The sequence below is a fragment of the Pseudomonas sp. St386 genome (assembly GCF_018325865.1).
Lineage (GTDB): Bacteria > Pseudomonadota > Gammaproteobacteria > Pseudomonadales > Pseudomonadaceae > Aquipseudomonas > Aquipseudomonas brassicacearum.
The window spans coordinates 3,555,633-3,572,706 of sequence record NZ_AP021900.1; the positions used below are offsets into that span (position 1 = coordinate 3,555,633).

Consider the following 17,074-nt stretch of genomic DNA (forward strand, 5'->3'; position numbering starts at 1 on the left):
ATAAACATCCGGATCAACGCCCGAATACCGCCGTCATCCCCAACAACCGCTTTTGCCGCCAAGCCGGTGCACTCGTGGGGAAAAGCACTTCGTTTGGCCGATAGCGGGCGATGCCGCAGGCAGCGGCGATGCGCTGGCGTTGCTGGCCGTGGATAAGGGCTTGCTGAAAGCTGTGTTCGCTATGGGCCAATCCCAGCATATAACGAGTACCTGCCGGGAAGTGTCCGCTATTGGCTTGCCACCATCTTTCGATTGCCTGCGGGTCGGGCCAGGGCAGGTTTTCATCGGGGTCCATCGCGACATTGGGGTCTTCAGGGTCATCGTTCGGGCCCGCATCGAAATCCGGCAAGGCCTGCTGTTCCAGGTCGAGCAGCGCCAGGTCTGCGCCGGTGATCAGGCTAAAGGTTTCACCGGCGACCCGGGCATAGGGCAGGTCGCTCATCTGCTGGATCAACCACGGTACGCAGACCGGATCGCCCAGCAGCCCAAGGGCTTGGATGCCGATGCGCCGATCCCTGGGATCCTGTACCCACTGGCGTATCCAGGCGACGCTGGGCTCGCGTTCCTGCCAGGCCAGCAGTACGCAGAGCGCGCGGTACTGGAACTCGCCCGGTTGTTCGGCGAATTGTCGCAATGGCTCCAGGGCTTGCTCGTCGCCCATCTGTGCGGTGGCCCAGTTGGCCCAGAAGCGCGTGGCCGCATTCTCATGTAGACGATGGGTACGAATCGTCTGTAACAGGTCACGTCGGCGCAGTTCACCCGCCGTGCGTGCGGCACGTGCCAGCACGCTGGGGTCGGCGTGGGACAGTTCGGTCAGCAGGATAGGGCCGGGATCGTGGCGATGCATGCCGCAGGCTGCCAAGCCAAGGCGACGGAACAAAGGCTCGGGGGAGGCGAGCATGCGCTCGATCCAGGGCGATACCCGTTCCCAGTCGAGCCACCCCAGGGCCATCAGGTAACCTCGTTCAGTTTCCGTGGCACTTCTTAAGTGCTCGCTGAGCAGCGACAGCCCCTTCGCATTGGCCGCCTCGAAGGCCAGCAGCACACTGGCGAACATCTCGCCGACGGTGTGCGGGCCGAGCTGGGTCAGCAGAGTCTCCAGGCCTGTTGAGCCAGCAATGCGCAGACCATCGAGATGAGCGTCGATGCGTTCGTCCAGTTTGCTGAGGTCGTCAAGGTCATAGTGGGGCGCGCGCACGGCGTGATCGTGCAGGAGGATGAGGAAGCAAGCTTCTTCGGCGTGTTGCTCGATCATTGATGAGATGGGGACCATGACGTCTCTGTCTTGTTACGGCACCAGGTTTCCAAAGAAGTAACGTTTACCGACTTCGAAGTGCAGGGGAGAGGCCATGTACCGGTCCAGGACAGCGGCCGCATTCAGCGGTTGGAACTCGCCGTTTTTTCCGTAGAAGCTGGAACAGTCGACGCCGGAATACACCTCGAATTTACGCCTCCAGATAAGAAAGTTGCTCCAATCGATCCATTCGTCAGTGCCTGAAGGAACCAGGGACTTTCTCATGACCCAGACTTGTTTGTTCATGTCGACGGGCATCCCCCCGGAAATTGAGCAGCGATCGCTGCCATAAGCGTTCTGCAGTTCGCTAAGTCGTGAATCGACAGCCGCTTTGTAATCGACTTCGTTCAGGCCACTGTCAAAGAACTCGGGCTCGTTTTCGATGGGGTCAAGAAGATTGGTTAAATTGGCTTCCACGGCGGCTCGGTCGGCCCGACGTGCAAACGTACGCCATGCCTCAACCATGAAAGGTATCAGCCACAGCACACCAGACCACTGGGCTGCCAGGCACGCCTCGATGCGAAGGTAAGTGGGGCCCTCGAGTATGAGCTCCGCAAGGAAATCCAGGTCAGTGTCGAGCCCTGCATCAGCGGTCAGGCCGAGGCAGGCCGATACCAGCGTTGGATCGCAACTGGGTTCCACTATCCATTTGCGCAGTTGGGATACGTGGCTGTAATCGCCATGCTTGGCCTGTTCCAGAATCGCAGCAAGTGCAATCCATGGGTCATTGCTCATCCATCCGTCAGGTGACAATACTTCTGCCGGAGCGGGGCCACTGTAGTGATATCCACGCCCCTTCCAATAGAAGCTGTCTTGAAGGAAACCAGGTCTTTGGGTGTGCTTGTAAATAGAGGCTTTCATCATTCGGGCCTTGGAAAACTATTGATGCGTGTTTCTTGAAGTGCACTCAGCTCTCCTTCGAGCTTCTCACACTTCTTGCCAGTAGGGGCGAGATTCCCTTGCCCGGCCGGACAACCTCCGGCCGCCTTGGGGACTCTATGCGCCACCGGCTCTCCCTGGCCCACTTCTGTTTTCCAACGCATATAGCCTGGTCTGTTAATCGCCCAATCATTTTCAATGTTGGCTTTCTCTCGTTTGCTCGTTACGTAGTACTTATTGCAGCCGCTCGGTTGCTTTCCGGCGGGTGGCAACAGGTGCCTGCACTTGGGGTTGGCCCGGACTTTGGCAAGCACGGCTGCATTCTTGGAATTTTGTGCGGTGCCGTAGAATTGCTCCTCCGTCATGTACTCCCCGTTCGCTTGAGCCTTGGAGTGCGCCGCGCCGCCGCAACATTCACATTTGTGTTTGCCCGGCACCTTGGCGTCTTGTTGCACCGGACTGTATTTGGCGGTGTTGACCATGGGCACAGCCGCATTCGCTGCAGGGCTGGCATGATTCGATGTGGTGAGATCGGTATGTCTATCTACGTTCTGGCCTTCGAAAAGAACATCCATTGACCATGAGACAAAATAGGTCTTGCCGGTGATGACGTGAGTGATGACACCGGCACCCTGGCTTCTTGTGGCAGCTTCATCGCCCAGCGGTGAGGTTTTATAGAAGGAGCGATTTTTTAACATGATCTCCTTGTTTTCGATCTTGACGGTCTTGCTGCCTTTCTTCATGTCCTTGGAAAACGAGGTGTCTGGATAGGGCACCGGGATTGGCCCTCCCGGAGGCGGTGGTGGCGTCAGGCAGACATCCGGGAACGCCGCGATGACCTTGCCTCCACCCGCTTTGCAGGCAATCTCATCGCCATTTGCGTAAACGTCGCAGCTCATAGGTCCCCCTCTGGCTGGCTAAGGTCGCGCACAACGGCGGCGGCGCGTGCGCCGGCCAGGGCACTGCTCAGACAGATCGCGGTGGTTCCCGGTGCATAGCCTTTGCGAAACGCCTGGTCGGCGAGTATCAATTGGACGATTCCAGCAATGGCCCCGGTGTCACCCATGGCCTCTGCCCAATGCCACAGTGGCTGATCCTCTTTTCGGACTGTCCGAAAAAGCCGGGCCTCCATCAACGGAAGTTCCTTGAACCCGTATTGCTCTCCCGTGACATCGGACAGGCGCAGGTCAATTTCATGCAGACCCAGTTTGGCCTGTGCGAGCGCCGTACGAGCGGCGTCGGTCAGCCCGCCTGCCCGCAGGGGTTTGCTCGACAAAAGAGGCGCCTCTTCTTGCCCAAAGCCCAGGCCTGAGATTTGCAGGCAGGTACCAGGTTGCCGATAGGCCTGAATCAGGATGGCCGCGGCCCCTTCGCCAGGAAACAAGCCGTCATTGTGAGTCGCCGTTTTCAGCCGGCGATGTTCGTCCAGCCACTGCAGCGTCAAGGCGCTGAGCAGCGAGTCAACACCCGCCACCACACAGGCGGGAACCCGTGTTTCCTGCATTAATCGACTGGCTTCATGAAGGGCATGCATGCCGGCAACATGGCCAGAGGGGATGACCCTGGAATGCGTTGGATGGAACTGTATGCCCAACTTGGAAGATACGTCCTGTATGACGGCCTGGGCTATTTCCCTGATATTGATTCCGGGGCGCTCCGGTTCAGCCAGGCACAGGAGAAATGGCACTTCTGTCCAATCCAGCTTCGGCGCACCCTGTATCAACTCGACCAGTGCATGCATCATGAGTCCGGACATGCGCGCTGCTGCCGGCAGAGCCAGGTCAAGGCTGGGCACAGCCGCGCCGATGATGGGTTCGCACGCGTTGTCAAAAAACGGCAGCTCCTGGAGTGCTGACAGCCCGGCGCGCTTGGCAGCACAGGCGCTGGCGACGCATAAGCCCACGGGACACGCCATGCCCATGCTGGTGATGAAGAGGGCGTGTCCCTGCATGGAGGTCATATCTCCTCTTCCGCGGGAGGATAGGCTTCCTTAGTCCACGCGATGAGTTGAGCCAATGACTTGAAGTGTTGTTTTCCTCGCATGCGTTCTTCGTTGGCCTTGGCCTGTTCGAACTGATCGGCGGTTTGCCCGACGATGACCTTGGCCACCTCCTTGATGTTGCGCCCGAGGGGCGAAGAGGCTCGCCATGTCAGCGTCAGGCGATTCGCGTCAGGTTCAAGAATGACGGTGTCGACCACGGCGGCTGCTTCCCGTGTGCTGTCGTCGTGAAAAACGACAAGCACCGCTAGTTTCAGGTTTGCCGGAAGCCTGAATGCCGAGCGGCCTTTATCGCTCAGATTAAGCAGCGCGACTTCTTCGCCCCCCGGGGATAATCTATTTGCTGGTCCTCGGGTGCACATTGGAAATAGCGCAAGTCAAAATCTTCGGGAAGGAATGGAAATTGATGATCAAGCCACGCCTGATCATAGGTGCCGGCCCATTGGATACGCTGCCGCCATGCTCGACCAATCGGGCCAAATGCCATTGGCTTGTAATGTTCGTGGGGGGCGGTGACCGGCCTTTCCAGTTCTTCGGTATTTGGGAGCGGCAAGCCATTGGTCTGGGCACTGTTTGCTGCGGGGTAAAATCCGGCTCCAACCGGGTTCCATGGGTACCATTTGTGTTTGGCCGGGTCTGCATGCGTGCGATCCACGCCGCCAAAAGCCTGCGCGTAGGTAATCGGCATTGTGGTGAATGGAACAGGTTTGCTTATCGAGTGTGAGAGGGCGCTGTCCTCATAGATTCGTGCCCCAATCACTTTGAATGCTTTGACGAGAGTCCCCACTTTCAGCGCTACGTTCACCTCCGTCGCCAGCTCTCCATTGGGGGCGTGGCAGTGACCATTGAGCAGGACATCGCAGCGGGGCTTGTGCAGCGCAAAATCGTTTTCGTATAACGCAGCTGATTCACTCGGTTCACCTGGGAATACGTCGGCCATGATCAACGGAGCCTGTTGTTCGAGCAGGCGCGGCGCATGTCCAGGGTGATCGGGAATGCCGTAGGTTCCTTTCGCCACCACGACCAGCCATTCACGGCCCGTTTTATCGGTTGAGGTCGTATAACCGCCGACGAGGCGAGTCTTGTTTACCAATTCCATGGCGTCATTGCCTCAGTTGATCTGCACCGAGCCGCCCTTGATGCGGTTCACGCCGGATGACCGGCTCGAAAGATAGGTCCCTCGAATCAGCACCTTGCCCTCGCGGGTGAGGGTGATGCTGGCCTTGCCGCAGCGCAGGACGATTTCCCGCTCCGCGGTGAACTCCAGGCGTTCGCCGTCCAGGTGGGCGACGGCTGGCGTTGTGGTTTGCGGCAGACGCTGGATGCGACCGATCACCAGCGGACGGCTCAGGTCGCCGGCCTCGAACATCAGCGCGACCTGGGCGCCGATGTCCTCGCGGCTGAGCGGTGTGGTGGTGCGCGCGGCAAGGCCGCCGTCAGCAGGGCAGCCGGGAAATGCCACGACCGGCGCGTCGGCCTTGGGCACATCCAGCAACAGGCCGATCACGACGCCATCCACGCGCGTCGGCGCAGCAGTGGAGGAGGAGGGCAGGTAATATTCGACGGTCATCGCACACGCTCCATGACTAGTTCTGCAGAATCTTCTGGCCTTTGACGACCACGTTTTTGTTGGCCTTGATCTTGATGGCGCCAGAGCCGTCGATGGTGATGTTCTTGCCGCTGATCACGATGGTGCCGTCCTTCTTCATGGTGATGCTCGCCGCGCCCGTGGTCAGGCTGATGGAGTCGCCGGCGGTAAGGGAGAAATGCTTGCCCACGTCCAGGCTGTCGTTCTGATTGATGTTGGTGGTGCGATTCTGGGCGACGTCGCGGGATTCGTTCTGGCCAATCTGGGTGCTCTGGTTGCCGCTGATCTCGATGCCTTCGTTGCCCTGGACCGTTTCGTTACGGTTGCCGCTGATGCTGATCGTTTCGTTGCCGCCCACGTCTTCGGTGCGGTTGCTGGCGATGCTGATTTGCTCGTTGGCACCGACTTTTTCCGTGCGGTCCGCGCCGATGGTGATGGTCTCGTTACTGCCCACTTTCTCGGTGCGATTGGCGCCAATGGTGATTTTCTCGTTGCTGCCAACATCCTCGGTGCGGTTCACACCGATGGAGATGGTTTCGTTATTGCCGACCTTTTCCTTGCGATCCACACCAATGGTGATGGTTTCGTTGTTATCGACGGTTTCGGTGCGGTCGTGTTTGACATGCACGGTCTCGTCGTTGTCGATGGTCTTGCGGCGATCATGGCCGACCCAGTGGGTTTCGTCGTTCTCGACCTCGATGTCCTGGTTCTTCTCGGCGTGGATAAACAGTTGCTCCGAGCCTTTCTTGTCCTCCATGCGGATTTCATTGAAGTTGGCCGGTGAACCGCCCTTGCTTGAACGACTTTTCACCCCGCTCTGGGTGGCATTGGCCGGCAATCCGTAGGGCACGGTCTGTTCAGCGTTGTAGACGCGGCCAGTGATAATCGGCCGATCCGGATCGCCCTCGAGGAAACTGACGATCACTTCCTGACCGATCCGCGGGAGCTGCACGGATCCCCAGTTCTTGCCGGCCCAGGCCTGGGACACGCGAATCCAGCAGGAGCTGTTTTCGTTGGACTGGTCATGGCGATCCCAGTGGAAATGCACTTTGACCCGGCCATATTGGTCGGTCCAGATCTCCTCGCCACTGGGGCCGACCACCACGGCAGTCTGCGGCCCGCGAACAATGGGCATGGGGGTGAGGGGGAGAGGGCGGAAGACTTGGCTGGCATCCATGCAGTCCAGCTCGCTGACGAACTGTTCAGCGACGTCCGACTGGCCGCTTTCATAGGCATCCTGACGGATCTGATAACGGGCGGTCACCACCAGGTATTCACGGTTCTGGTCGGCACGGTCGTATCCCGTCAGCGTGAACACATGACCGCAACCGATTCCGCGGGCGCGACCGCGTAATTGCACACGCTCGAATTGGCTGTGAATGGCTTCGATGCGGGTACGCGCGTAGTGATCGCCATCGTTGCTCTGGACGTATTCACCCGGGTAGTCGTAGAGCGGGTAGTCGGCGCTGGTGTGGTTGCGCGGCACGCTGGAGCGCACCTCAAGACTGGCGCGTGGGCGCAGGAAGTCATAGTCGTTCAGCGCCAGCGAACCGGGTTGGACTTCCCGCGCCAGTTGCCAGTCGTAGAAATGATCGCGCTCGCGCATTTGCCGATCAGGCGGATAGAAGGGCACCGAGGCGTAGTCTGGCGCCGTGGAGTGGGCGCCATAGGCGTCGGCCAACACCAATACATGGCGCGCCTCTTCATGGCGAAAGTAGTAATAGATGCCTTCCTGCTCCATCAACCGACTGACGAAGTCGAAGCTGGTTTCGCGGTACTGCACGCAATATTCCCACTCGCGGTAGCTGCCGCTCAGGCTGTCCTCGAAATCGGAGAAACCGAGGTCGCGGAACACCTGCTTGATGATGTCCGGCACGGTCTTGTTCTGGAAAATCCGGCAATCGGAGGTGCGCGTGAGCAGCCAGAACCAGGGGCGCAAGCTGACGCGGTAACCGGCGAACTGACCGTGGCCGGTCAATTGCCGGCAACTGCAGACAATGCCGTGGAAGTAGCGTTTGCCGCCGTCATACAGTTCCAGGGTCAGGCCCATTGGCTTGCCCAGCAGCTGGTCGAACGTGATCGCCCGGTCTTCGGAGGTCAGGTCCAATTCGTAGTGGAACAACCGCCCCAACTCTTCGCTGCCTTCCATGCCTTGCAACAACAGGACATCGCCGCCGAGAGGACTGTCGACCTGTACCAAACGGTTGTTTTGCGTGATTGCCATGAACGGCTTCCTTTGGCTCGTGTTCGGGCGTCAGTTGGCCGTCGTAAAGAAGGTGGCGTCGCATGCATCGTCGTCGCCATAGGGGATGCCAGGGGGAATCGAGTCCAACAATTGCTGCACATCCACCACAGGGGGATCTCCTTATCGGTCTTGCGGTCTTCAATCAAACTGGACGTACGAGCAGATCCTTATCCTGCGGATTAACGTGTGTCTGGAGCCCGTTGGATAACGTTCCAGCATCGCCCCAAATGGGACGGATACCTGACGTCAAGATAGGTGACGGAAGGTCGTCTACATAGTTTCGTTAGCTATAACTGTAATTCCAAATTCGAATAACTCCACGAGAATGACGAACTCGGCCCTTGAAGCATTTTCTGACAAGAATGTCAGGAGGCGGTCAGCCTGCGGACACCTTCACAGCCTAGACTGGGGAAAATGTACATCCAGGCGATCTTGCAGGGGGGCTTGAAGCATCAGCACCAAGCCAAACATCGGGATCGACTATTTGATCTCCCAATTTGTGGCACCGTTTCAGAGAGGCGTTACCCGATGCGTTTGCTCATTGTCGAGGATGAAGAAAAAACCTCCTCCTACGTCCATCGTGGCTTGACCGAGCTCGGCTACATTGTCGACGTTGCCACGAATGGCATCGATGGCCTGCATTACGCGCTGGAATGGGATTACGACGTGGTGATCCTGGATGTGATGTTGCCGGGCAAGGACGGCTACGACGTGTTGCAAGGCCTGCGCCTGCAAAAGAAAACCCCGGTCATCATGTTGTCGGCCAGGGGGACGGTGGATGACCGCATTCGAGGGCTGCGCGAGGGGGCCGATGATTACCTGGGCAAGCCTTTTTCGTTTGCCGAACTTGTCGCACGTGTCCAGGCCTTGATCCGTCGTCGCGCCGGTGACACGGTTGACCTGACACATTTGCGCATCGACGACCTGGAAGTCGATCTGCAAGCGCGCAAGGTGACCCGGGGAGGGCTGCGGCTGGACCTGACGGCCAAGGAGTTCACCCTGTTAAGCCTGTTGGCACGGCATCAGGGCGAGATCCTTTCCAAGTTGATGATTGCCGAGCAGGTCTGGGACATGAATTTCGACAGTGACGCCAACGTGGTCGAGGTCGCGATCAAGCGTGTTCGCGCCAAGGTAGATGCCCCGTATCCGCGCAAGCTCCTGCATACCGTCCGCGGCATGGGGTATGTGCTGGAAAGCCGTGAGGTCGATAGCAGGCAAAGTGGAACGCCTTGATGAAAAGATCGATCGCCAAGCGGCTTGCCCTGATGTTCGGCCTCGCTGTCCTGCTGATCATGTCGATCAGTGCGACGCTGTTGCGCTGTTCTTTGGACCAAACGCTCGATGAGCAGATGCAAAACGAGCTGGTCTTGCGCCATTCCGTGCTCGACCCGGTACTGGCGAAATACGATTCGCCGACATTCTGGGTCGGTTTGCGCCAGAAGCTCGACGGCTTGACGCCTGCGGATGAACGGGTGCGCTATTGGATCCTGGTTGACAACCCAGACTTCAGTTACGGCGGGGCGATGCCGGACGGGCAGGATTGGTCGAAGCGCTCCGATGGGCTGTTTACCCTCGACCTGCCTGAGCGGGAGCGTCCCATGATGGCTTTGCTCAAGACCATTCCTGCGATGGGCAACCGTCCGGAGCTGCGTTTTATCGTGGGGCTGGATTCAACGCCGTTCAGGAAGACCCTGGACCACTTCACCAAGATTTTGATCCTGACCTCGGCGTTGGGCATCGGGCTGGTTGCGCTGCTCGGTTACTGGATCGCGCGTTTCGGCCTGGGGCCGGTGAGACGACTGAGCCGTCAAGCCAATAGCCTGCCGCCGGGAGATTCGAAGCAGCGACTGGACACCGAGGCGCTGCCTGGCGAATTGCAGGAGCTGGCGGTGTCGTTCAACGGTGCCCTGGCTCGCCAGGAAGCGGCCTGGTGTCAGCTCGAAGGGTTCAATGCCAATGTGGCCCATGAGCTGCGAACGCCCTTGACCAATCTGATCGGACAGACCCAGGTGGCATTGGCCCACGGGCGCGATGTGGGTGAGCTGCAGGATCTGCTGCAGTCGAACCTCGAAGAGCTGGAACGGATGGGCACCATCGTCAACGACATGCTGTTCCTGGCGGGGGCCGAGAGCGGGCAACGGGCAACCGAGCTCAGTGATGTCTCGCTTTATGAAGAGGCGTTGAAAACGGTGGAGTATCTGGAGCCGGTCTTGCACGACAAACAGCTGGGCGTGGTGATCCAAGGTGACATGCGCGTGTGCATCGACCGACGCCTTTTTCACCGCTCCCTGGCTAATCTGATACAGAACGCGGCGCGCTACGCTGTGCCGACCAGCACGATCACGGTGAGCCTGGTCAACCACGGCATGCAGGTCGAGGTGAGCGTTTCCAATGCCGGAGAGCCCATCGACAATTCGCACCTGGAGCGTTTGTTCGAGCGTTTCTATCGCGCCGACACCGCCAGGGCGCGAAGCGATGCGCACCATGGCCTGGGCCTTTCCATCGTGCGGGCGGTGGCGTCCATGCACGGTGGCCGCGTGTTTGCCCACAGCGAAAACGGGCTCAACACCTTCGGATTCTCCTTGATGAATCAGGCGGCGCCTTAGTCGTCGCCTGCGAGTAAAGTCCATCCGCGTTTGACATCTTCCCGTCAGCCAGCAGTCACCTTGACGTCAGTCGCCCCCGCCTAGAGTGCTACGACCATCCCAACGAGGACTGTGTCGTGGAGCCCACTATGAACATTCGAAACCTGTCGATTGCCGGCCTGCTGGCAGTCATCTCCTTGAGCGGTTCACCGCTGCTCGCCAAAGAACAATCGCAGTTTCCGGCCTACGAATATGGCATGCCGCTGGACATCGCCAGGGTCATTCATATCGAGGCGGCGACATCGCCGGTATGCGAGGTCGTGCCAGCCAAGATGACCTACTTGAACACCCAAGGGGTAAAGAAACACGTCAGCTTTCTGCAGTTGGCTGAGGCGTGCTCGACACAGTGACCGTCCGGCGATGCCGGTTCATTTCTTCAGACAGGGACCATCACCATGTGGAATAGCACAACAACACCCACCATTGGCCGCATGAGCCGGCTTGGAAGACTGGCTCGAATCCTCGCTGCGGGCGTCGCGCTGCTCAGTGCGGTGAGTATCGAAGCCTCCACTCGCGTTGCACCGAAACCAGACTGGTCGACCGGCGACATACCGTCCCAAAAAGGTCGAATTGTCCTGATCACCGGTGGTACCAGTGGCATGGGCTACGAGGATGCGCTGGCCTTGGCGCGTGCCGGCGCCGAGGTCATCATCGCCGCGCGCAACCCGGAGCGCGGCGCACAGGCCATTGCGCGTATCCGCGAGTCCGAGCCCGACGCCAAGGTGCAGTTCGAGAACGTGGACCTGGCTGATCTTTCATCTGTGCGCGACCTGGCCCAGCGTCTCAATCAGCGGCTGCCACGCCTTGATGTGTTGATCAACAATGCCGCCGTCATGGCGCCGCCCGAGCGAGGCACGTCCGCCGATGGCTTTGAACTTCAGTTGGCCACCAACTACCTGGGGCACTTCGCGCTGACCGGCCTGTTGGTGCCGCTCTTGCGTCAAAGCGAGGATGCCCGCGTGGTAAGCCTGTCCAGCATTGCTGCGGCGCGCGGCGCGATGAATCTTGATGATCTTCAGAGCGAGCAGAAGTACGACCCGTACGCCGCCTACGCGCAATCGAAACTGGCCGTCTTGCACTGGGCATTTGCCTTGCAGCGGCGCAGTGATGCCGAAAACTGGGGCATTCGCAGCATGGCGGCGCATCCCGGCGTTGCCGTTACCGAGTTGGTCGCACGGGGGCCAGGCCTCGACAGCGAGTTCGGTCGGCGCTGGGCAAAGGACCGTGACGCGTACCACTCAGCGGCACAAGGGGCGTTGCCCACCTTGTATGCCGCCACGGCTGCGCAAGCCGTGGGTGGGGCTTATTACGGCCCGACCGGTGACGATGAAAGACGCGGTCCGTTGGGGTTCGCCAAGACACCGCCCGCCGCGAGCACGGAGGCGGATGCCGAGCGGCTCTGGGTTGTCTCCGAGCGTTTGACCGGCGTGACCTATCGCTGATGCCACCCAGGGCGCGGGCATCCGTCCTGCGCTTGACCATTGCCTTGTTGCCGTCTCCCCGGAGTCCCTTATGAGTGCGCCGTCCTATTTGCACCGGCTGAGTTTCGCCCTGAACGCCCGCGACGGTGAGTTGCGTCCGGCGCTGTGCGGGTTCCTGCTGTTCCTTTGTCTCTTCACCGGTTACTTCATGCTGCGCCCAATCCGTGAGTCGATGGGTATCGCGGCGGGGGTGGAGAACCTGCAATGGCTGTTTACCGCGACCTTCCTGGTCATGCTGGCAGCCGTCCCACTGTTCGCCTGGCTCAGTTCGCGGGTGCCGCGCCTGCGCCTGATCGATTGGGTGTACGGCTTCTTCGGCTTCAACCTGTTGATGTTCGTCGAGCTGTTCCAGTTCCAGCCGGACAGTGTCTGGTTGGCCCGGGTCTTTTACGTCTGGATCTCGGTTTATAACCTGTTCGTCGTATCCGTGGCCTGGAGCCTGATGGCGGATGTATTCGACAGCGAGCAGGCCAAGCGGCTGTTCGCCTTCATCGCCGCAGGCGCCAGCGTCGGCGGCCTGCTGGGGCCGACCCTGAGCGCGCTGCTCATCGGTCCTCTCGGCGCCTCGGGGTTGATGCTGCTGGCAGCCTTGTTGCTCGGTGCCACGCTGGTGTTGAAACGGGCGTTGATGGGATGGCGCGAAACGGGCGGTGCCGGCCGTCCGGGCGCTGCGCCGACGCAAAGCCCTCGGCAGCCATTGCACGGTAATCCGTTCAGCGGGTTGACGGCGGTGCTCAGGTCACCTTACTTGCTGGGGATCGCCGGCTTCGTGGTGTTGTTGGCGACGGTCAGCACCTTTCTCTATTTCGAACAGGCGCGCCTGGTGGCCGAGCACTATCCAGATCGCCAGGCGCAAGTGCGCATCTTCGGCACCATCGACATCATCGTGCAGGCCGGTGCGTTGCTGTCCCAGTTGTTCATCACCGGGCGCATCGCGCCGAAGCTGGGGGTGCGTGCTTTGTTGGCCATCGTGCCGCTGCTCATGTGCGTCGGCTTCCTCGGCCTGGCGTTGGCGCCGGGGTTCGCTCTGCTGGCGGCATTGATGATCGTGCGACGGATCGGTGAATACGCGTTCGTCCGACCGGGCAGGGAAATGCTGTTCGCGCCGCTGGATGCCGAGAGTAAATACAAGGCCAAGAACTTCATCGACACCGTGGTTTATCGCGCAGGTGACGCCATGAGCGGCTGGGCCAAGAGCCTGCTCGACCTCCTGGGACAAGGCGCCGGCCCGGCCGCGATAATCGGCGCCTGTTGCGCACTGCTGTGGGGCTACTTGGGCTGGCAACTGGGGAGGAGGGCGGATAATGCCACTTTGCGGGAGCTACGCTTGGCGGCCATCTCGGCCAGGGCATGAAGACCGTGCCGACCAGAATGAAACCCACTCTATTGTCTGCCGTGTCGTTGCGGCGAGGAAAGGTGACGCGGATGACTCTGAAAAACAAGGTACTGGCGATCGTAGCGGTGATTGCCTTCTCGGCGTGCTCCAGTGTGTTTGCGGGCAAAGAAAATTCCGTGGTCGGAACCTGGCGCATGATCAGTGCAACCGTTGAGAGCCAGGGCATCAAATCGAATGCTTATGGCCCCGATCCTCATGGTTGGCTCGTCTTCACACCAGAGCTGACGTTTGTCGAAGTACTCACGGATCCACGCGTGCCAGCGTTTCGGTCCAACGTTCGTGGCGAAGGCACCGATGAGGAAAACCGAGCAGCGATGGCGGGGGGCATCGGTTTTTTCGGGCGATATACGGTCGACCAGAACGGTGAGTTCACGGGCAACACTGTCGAAGGGGCTACGTTCCCGAACTGGGTGGGCGCTGTGCGCACCCGGGACGACCTGCAGTTGAAGGTCGATGGCAACCGGATGGTAGAAGATTTTCGCCGCCCGGATGGGGCGAAGGTTCACATTGTCTTTGAGCGTGTCAGGTAATTGCGAAGCGGCGTGTGTGCAATCAGATGATGGCCTTTTGCTTTTAAACGGATCCCGCTAGAATTCGTCCCCCTCTCTGTGAGCGGCATTAGTCAAATTACGCAAGGAAGTCGATATGCAATTTGCAAAAGCCATAGGCCTAGCCCTGGCCTTGAGCCTGAGTGGATGCGCCAGTTTCACCAAAGATGAAGTAGCCCCCGTGAATCTGCCTTCAATGGCCGGCTACTCGAACAAGCCGAACGTCTATGTCGATTTCGATTTCTATCAGGGCGACCCCGACAATGCCAAGGCCACCGAGGTGCCGCAGGCTCGCGACATGCTCAAGCCCGATCTGAAGCGAACCTTCGATGAATCAGGGCTTTTTGGGCGCGTGGTCTTTGACGAATTCCAGAAGCAACCAGGCGATTACAGTCTTCGATTGAAGGTCTATAACCATGCGCCAGGCGGTGGGCAAATGGTCCTGGCGTTCATCAGCGGCTTCACCTTCACGATCATTCCTGCCTTGGCAACCGACCAGTACACCATGAGCCTGGAAACCCTGGACGAGCAGGGTCAGCCGTTGGGCAAGACCAGCAATCATGATGCGATCAACACCTGGATGGGCATCTGGTTCCTGCCCCTGGCAAGTAATACGCCCAAGGCCGCCATTACCAACACCTTCAACCGCCAGGTCAATGCGCTGTTGAAGAACTGGGTCGACAACAACCGCATAAAATACTCCGCTGTCGACACCCAAACTCCACGGGGCTGACACCGATAGAAAAAGAGCCGCAATCGCGGCTCTTTTTTTTGGGTCACTTCAGCGCTTGAGTGAACTGCGGGTCGCTGTACAAGCTCTTGAGCAAGTCTTGCAGCATAGGGTTGTAGTTGTTCGCGGCCGCCGGAATGGCGATCGGACCGAAGAAACTGCTGTCCCAATCACGCTGCACGTCTTTAGTGGTTTCGTATAGAACCTGATCGCCTTTACGCAGCGTGAAGCGCGCAGCCACCTCGCCATGGCCGCTGCCTACGCCTGCAGTGAGTTGGCTCTTGACCAACTGAACCTGCAACTGCCGGTCAGCACGAGGGTCCAACAGACCGGCCTGACGGAGCTCATCGTTGATCGCGGCCTGGATGTGCAGCGGAACGCTGCCCTCGGGCGACGAAATCGGGTTCAGGCGCACCATCAGCGACCCTTGACCTGAATCCGCATTCACCTGCGTCTCGCGCAGGGGCTGCATGGGTGCATTTTGCTTGAGCTGCTGAACGTTCTGAAAATTGGGTTCATAGCGAGCCATGGTCACACCACAGCCTTGTAACAGCATTGCGCAGAACGGTAGAGCCAAGTAGAGCTTCTTCACAGCAAATCCTTATGTGCTTTTTTTGAAGACGTGATTATCGACTGATGGCCTTAAGCTATCAAGAATGAGTTGCGGTTTACGCTGCACCCAAACATCTCAGCCGTATTGACTGGCAGCTTCGGCAGCGGTTTTAGGCTTCCTGGAACAGGTCAACTGGTAAGCAATTGCCAACCATATGAACCACCCCGGCATGACCATCAACGCAATACGGGTATCAGGTCTCAATGCCAGCAGACAAAGAACAAAGCCCAGGAACGCCAGGGAAAACCAGGCCATTGGTACGCCGCCAGGCATTTTGTAGGCCGATTTCGCGTGCAGCTCAGGTCGCTTTTGGCGGTAGGCAATATACGATGCAAGGATGGTCGACCAAGTAAAAATCACCAGGATTGCCGATACAGTGGAAACAATGGTGAATGCGGTCATCACTTCAGGAACGATGAAAAGCAACAGCACACCCACGAGCATCAACAGTGTGGTGAACGCCAGACTCAGCAGAGGCACGCTATTGCTCGACAGACTTCGGAAAATCCTCGGAGCGTTGTCCTGGTTGGCCAGTCCGAACAGCATGCGGCTAGACGAAAATACACCACTGTTGGCCGAGGAAGCGGCAGACGTCAGCACTACAAAGTTGACGATACCGGCTGCCGCGGGAAAACCTGCAACCAGGAACAGCTCGACGAAAGGGCTCTTGTTGGGCGAAACCTGTTGCCACGAAGTCACTGCAATAATGCAGGCCAGTGCCAGCACATAAAACAGGATGATTCGCAGCGGAATCGAGTTGATGGCTTTCGGCAGGGTCTTCTCGGGGTTACGGGTTTCGGCGGCGGCGGTGCCGATCAGTTCGGTGCCGGCAAATGAGAAGATCGCCATCTGGAAACCGGCAAAGAAACCGAACAGGCCGTTGGGAAAGGCCGCTTGTTTATCCAGCAGGTGGTTCAGCGAAGCAGTAACACCGCTGGGTGAGACAAATGAGCTGGCAATCAGCACCATGCTGACGCCAATCAGGGTGACGACGGCAATGATCTTGATGATCGCGAACCAGAACTCCACTTCACCAAAAAGCCTGACCGTCAGTACATTCAAGGCGAACAGTGTCATCAGCATACCGATGGCGGGTATCCAGGCGGGCACATCGGGGAACCAATACTGAAAAAACCCGCCGACCACGACTGAATCACCTATCACCGCCACGCTCCAACTCAGCCAATACGACCAGCCAAGAAAGAATGCCGCGCGCGGGCCGAGGTAGGCACCGGCAAAATCCGCGAAAGTTTTGAAGTTCAAGTTCGAGAGCAGCATTTCGCCCATGGCACGCATGACGAAATAAACGAACAGGCCGATGATCATGTAGATGAGGATGATCGACGTGCCAGAGAGGGCGATGATCTTCCCGGAACCCATGAACAGGCCTGTACCGATGGCGCCTCCCATGGCCATTAACTGAATGTGACGATTGCTGAGGGTGCGTTGCAGCGCGGGCTGTTCAATCAGCCCTGAGGGAGTTGATTTCATTACAAAACCTCTTGATTTTATGTTTTTGAGTTTTGGCAGAAAAGTGGTGTCTTGCGTATTTGTTAGAGATGCAACGGCTACTGACGGTGGTTGTTTTTGCAGAGCGAGATTTGCCGCGTACACACACAGTGTCTGAGTAGCCCCTTGGCACTTTGCGCAGGGGCA

General features: G+C 58.8%; 17 protein-coding genes. 7 read left to right on the top strand and 10 right to left on the bottom strand.

Annotation, left to right across the window (positions count from 1 at the left end; all coding sequences use genetic code 11):
* Positions 1-13: 13 nt before the first annotated feature.
* The 8 genes from KI235_RS15610 to tssI all read right to left on the bottom strand — a co-directional run bounded on the left by KI235_RS15610 (position 14) and on the right by tssI (position 7,984).
* Positions 14-1,273 carry a TIGR02270 family protein gene (locus KI235_RS15610; protein WP_039011985.1) on the bottom strand — a complete coding sequence of 420 codons (1,260 nt, stop codon included), beginning with the start codon at positions 1,271-1,273 and terminating at the stop codon, positions 14-16.
* Positions 1,274-1,288: 15 nt separating this feature from the next.
* Positions 1,289-2,155 carry a hypothetical protein gene (locus KI235_RS15615; RefSeq protein ID WP_170291493.1) on the bottom strand — a complete coding sequence of 289 codons (867 nt, stop codon included), beginning with the start codon at positions 2,153-2,155 and terminating at the stop codon, positions 1,289-1,291.
* Positions 2,155-3,072 (bottom strand): DUF4150 domain-containing protein, encoded by a 918-nt coding sequence (locus KI235_RS30625; RefSeq protein ID WP_013693376.1) that lies wholly within the window; start codon positions 3,070-3,072, stop codon positions 2,155-2,157. Before KI235_RS30625 ends, KI235_RS15615 begins: the two co-directional genes overlap by 1 nt.
* Positions 3,069-4,133, bottom strand: coding sequence for a hypothetical protein (locus KI235_RS15625; RefSeq protein WP_003201904.1), 1,065 nt, complete (start codon positions 4,131-4,133; stop codon positions 3,069-3,071). The genes KI235_RS30625 and KI235_RS15625 overlap by 4 nt, the downstream gene beginning before the upstream one ends.
* Positions 4,130-4,372, bottom strand: coding sequence for a DUF2169 domain-containing protein (locus KI235_RS30470; RefSeq protein ID WP_244864252.1), 243 nt, complete (start codon positions 4,370-4,372; stop codon positions 4,130-4,132). Before KI235_RS30470 ends, KI235_RS15625 begins: the two co-directional genes overlap by 4 nt.
* 95 nt (positions 4,373-4,467) lie before the next feature.
* Complete coding sequence (locus tag KI235_RS15635) at positions 4,468-5,271, bottom strand: DUF2169 domain-containing protein (protein WP_212795145.1); 804 nt, start codon at positions 5,269-5,271, stop codon at positions 4,468-4,470.
* A 12-nt stretch (positions 5,272-5,283) separates the two neighbouring features.
* Positions 5,284-5,742 (bottom strand): DUF6484 domain-containing protein, encoded by a 459-nt coding sequence (locus KI235_RS15640; RefSeq protein ID WP_212795146.1) that lies wholly within the window; start codon positions 5,740-5,742, stop codon positions 5,284-5,286.
* A 16-nt stretch (positions 5,743-5,758) separates the two neighbouring features.
* Positions 5,759-7,984 carry a type VI secretion system tip protein TssI/VgrG gene (gene tssI / locus KI235_RS15645; RefSeq protein ID WP_212795147.1) on the bottom strand — a complete coding sequence of 742 codons (2,226 nt, stop codon included), beginning with the start codon at positions 7,982-7,984 and terminating at the stop codon, positions 5,759-5,761.
* 549 nt (positions 7,985-8,533) lie between these two features.
* Between tssI and KI235_RS15650 the strand changes: the two genes are divergently transcribed.
* The 7 genes from KI235_RS15650 to KI235_RS15680 all read left to right on the top strand — a co-directional run bounded on the left by KI235_RS15650 (position 8,534) and on the right by KI235_RS15680 (position 14,808).
* On the top strand, positions 8,534-9,238 hold the full coding sequence (locus tag KI235_RS15650; protein ID WP_038858999.1) for a heavy metal response regulator transcription factor: 705 nt from the start codon (positions 8,534-8,536) through the stop codon (positions 9,236-9,238).
* Positions 9,238-10,611, top strand: coding sequence for a heavy metal sensor histidine kinase (locus tag KI235_RS15655; RefSeq protein WP_003201917.1), 1,374 nt, complete (start codon positions 9,238-9,240; stop codon positions 10,609-10,611). Before KI235_RS15650 ends, KI235_RS15655 begins: the two co-directional genes overlap by 1 nt.
* Before the next feature lie 128 nt (positions 10,612-10,739).
* Entirely contained in the window at positions 10,740-11,000 is a 261-nt protein-coding gene (locus tag KI235_RS15660; RefSeq protein WP_003201919.1) for a DUF2790 domain-containing protein, read from the top strand.
* Positions 11,001-11,045: 45 nt separating this feature from the next.
* Positions 11,046-12,092: an oxidoreductase gene (locus tag KI235_RS15665; protein ID WP_003201922.1), complete on the top strand. Its 1,047-nt coding sequence runs from the start codon at positions 11,046-11,048 to the stop codon at positions 12,090-12,092.
* A gap of 70 nt (positions 12,093-12,162) precedes the next feature.
* The gene (locus KI235_RS15670; protein ID WP_003201924.1) at positions 12,163-13,485 is read left to right on the top strand and encodes an MFS transporter; all 1,323 of its coding nucleotides are present in this window, start codon (positions 12,163-12,165) and stop codon (positions 13,483-13,485) included.
* A 71-nt stretch (positions 13,486-13,556) separates the two neighbouring features.
* Entirely contained in the window at positions 13,557-14,057 is a 501-nt protein-coding gene (locus KI235_RS15675) for a lipocalin-like domain-containing protein (protein WP_013693381.1), read from the top strand.
* Positions 14,058-14,172: 115 nt separating this feature from the next.
* On the top strand, positions 14,173-14,808 hold the full coding sequence (locus KI235_RS15680; RefSeq protein WP_003201928.1) for a hypothetical protein: 636 nt from the start codon (positions 14,173-14,175) through the stop codon (positions 14,806-14,808).
* Between the two features lie 43 nt (positions 14,809-14,851).
* Here KI235_RS15680 and KI235_RS15685 read toward each other — a convergent pair whose 3' ends face one another.
* Together KI235_RS15685 and KI235_RS15690 are read right to left on the bottom strand one after the other, a co-directional pair.
* The gene (locus KI235_RS15685) at positions 14,852-15,397 is read right to left on the bottom strand and encodes a hypothetical protein (RefSeq protein WP_003201930.1); all 546 of its coding nucleotides are present in this window, start codon (positions 15,395-15,397) and stop codon (positions 14,852-14,854) included.
* Between the two features lie 96 nt (positions 15,398-15,493).
* The gene (locus KI235_RS15690; RefSeq protein WP_003201933.1) at positions 15,494-16,909 is read right to left on the bottom strand and encodes an amino acid permease; all 1,416 of its coding nucleotides are present in this window, start codon (positions 16,907-16,909) and stop codon (positions 15,494-15,496) included.
* Between the last annotated feature and the right edge of the window lie 165 nt (positions 16,910-17,074).

Coding starts and splice junctions, on each gene's coding strand:
- KI235_RS15610 (WP_039011985.1), bottom strand. CDS start 1,273: ATGGTCCCCATCTCATCAATGATCGAGCAACACGCCGAAGAAGCTTGC.
- KI235_RS15615 (WP_170291493.1), bottom strand. CDS start 2,155: ATGAAAGCCTCTATTTACAAGCACACCCAAAGACCTGGTTTCCTTCAA.
- KI235_RS30625 (WP_013693376.1), bottom strand. CDS start 3,072: ATGAGCTGCGACGTTTACGCAAATGGCGATGAGATTGCCTGCAAAGCG.
- KI235_RS15625 (WP_003201904.1), bottom strand. CDS start 4,133: ATGACCTCCATGCAGGGACACGCCCTCTTCATCACCAGCATGGGCATG.
- KI235_RS15635 (WP_212795145.1), bottom strand. CDS start 5,271: ATGGAATTGGTAAACAAGACTCGCCTCGTCGGCGGTTATACGACCTCA.
- KI235_RS15640 (WP_212795146.1), bottom strand. CDS start 5,742: ATGACCGTCGAATATTACCTGCCCTCCTCCTCCACTGCTGCGCCGACG.
- tssI (WP_212795147.1), bottom strand. CDS start 7,984: ATGGCAATCACGCAAAACAACCGTTTGGTACAGGTCGACAGTCCTCTC.
- KI235_RS15650 (WP_038858999.1), top strand. CDS start 8,534: ATGCGTTTGCTCATTGTCGAGGATGAAGAAAAAACCTCCTCCTACGTC.
- KI235_RS15655 (WP_003201917.1), top strand. CDS start 9,238: ATGAAAAGATCGATCGCCAAGCGGCTTGCCCTGATGTTCGGCCTCGCT.
- KI235_RS15660 (WP_003201919.1), top strand. CDS start 10,740: ATGAACATTCGAAACCTGTCGATTGCCGGCCTGCTGGCAGTCATCTCC.
- KI235_RS15665 (WP_003201922.1), top strand. CDS start 11,046: ATGTGGAATAGCACAACAACACCCACCATTGGCCGCATGAGCCGGCTT.
- KI235_RS15670 (WP_003201924.1), top strand. CDS start 12,163: ATGAGTGCGCCGTCCTATTTGCACCGGCTGAGTTTCGCCCTGAACGCC.
- KI235_RS15675 (WP_013693381.1), top strand. CDS start 13,557: ATGACTCTGAAAAACAAGGTACTGGCGATCGTAGCGGTGATTGCCTTC.
- KI235_RS15680 (WP_003201928.1), top strand. CDS start 14,173: ATGCAATTTGCAAAAGCCATAGGCCTAGCCCTGGCCTTGAGCCTGAGT.
- KI235_RS15690 (WP_003201933.1), bottom strand. CDS start 16,909: ATGAAATCAACTCCCTCAGGGCTGATTGAACAGCCCGCGCTGCAACGC.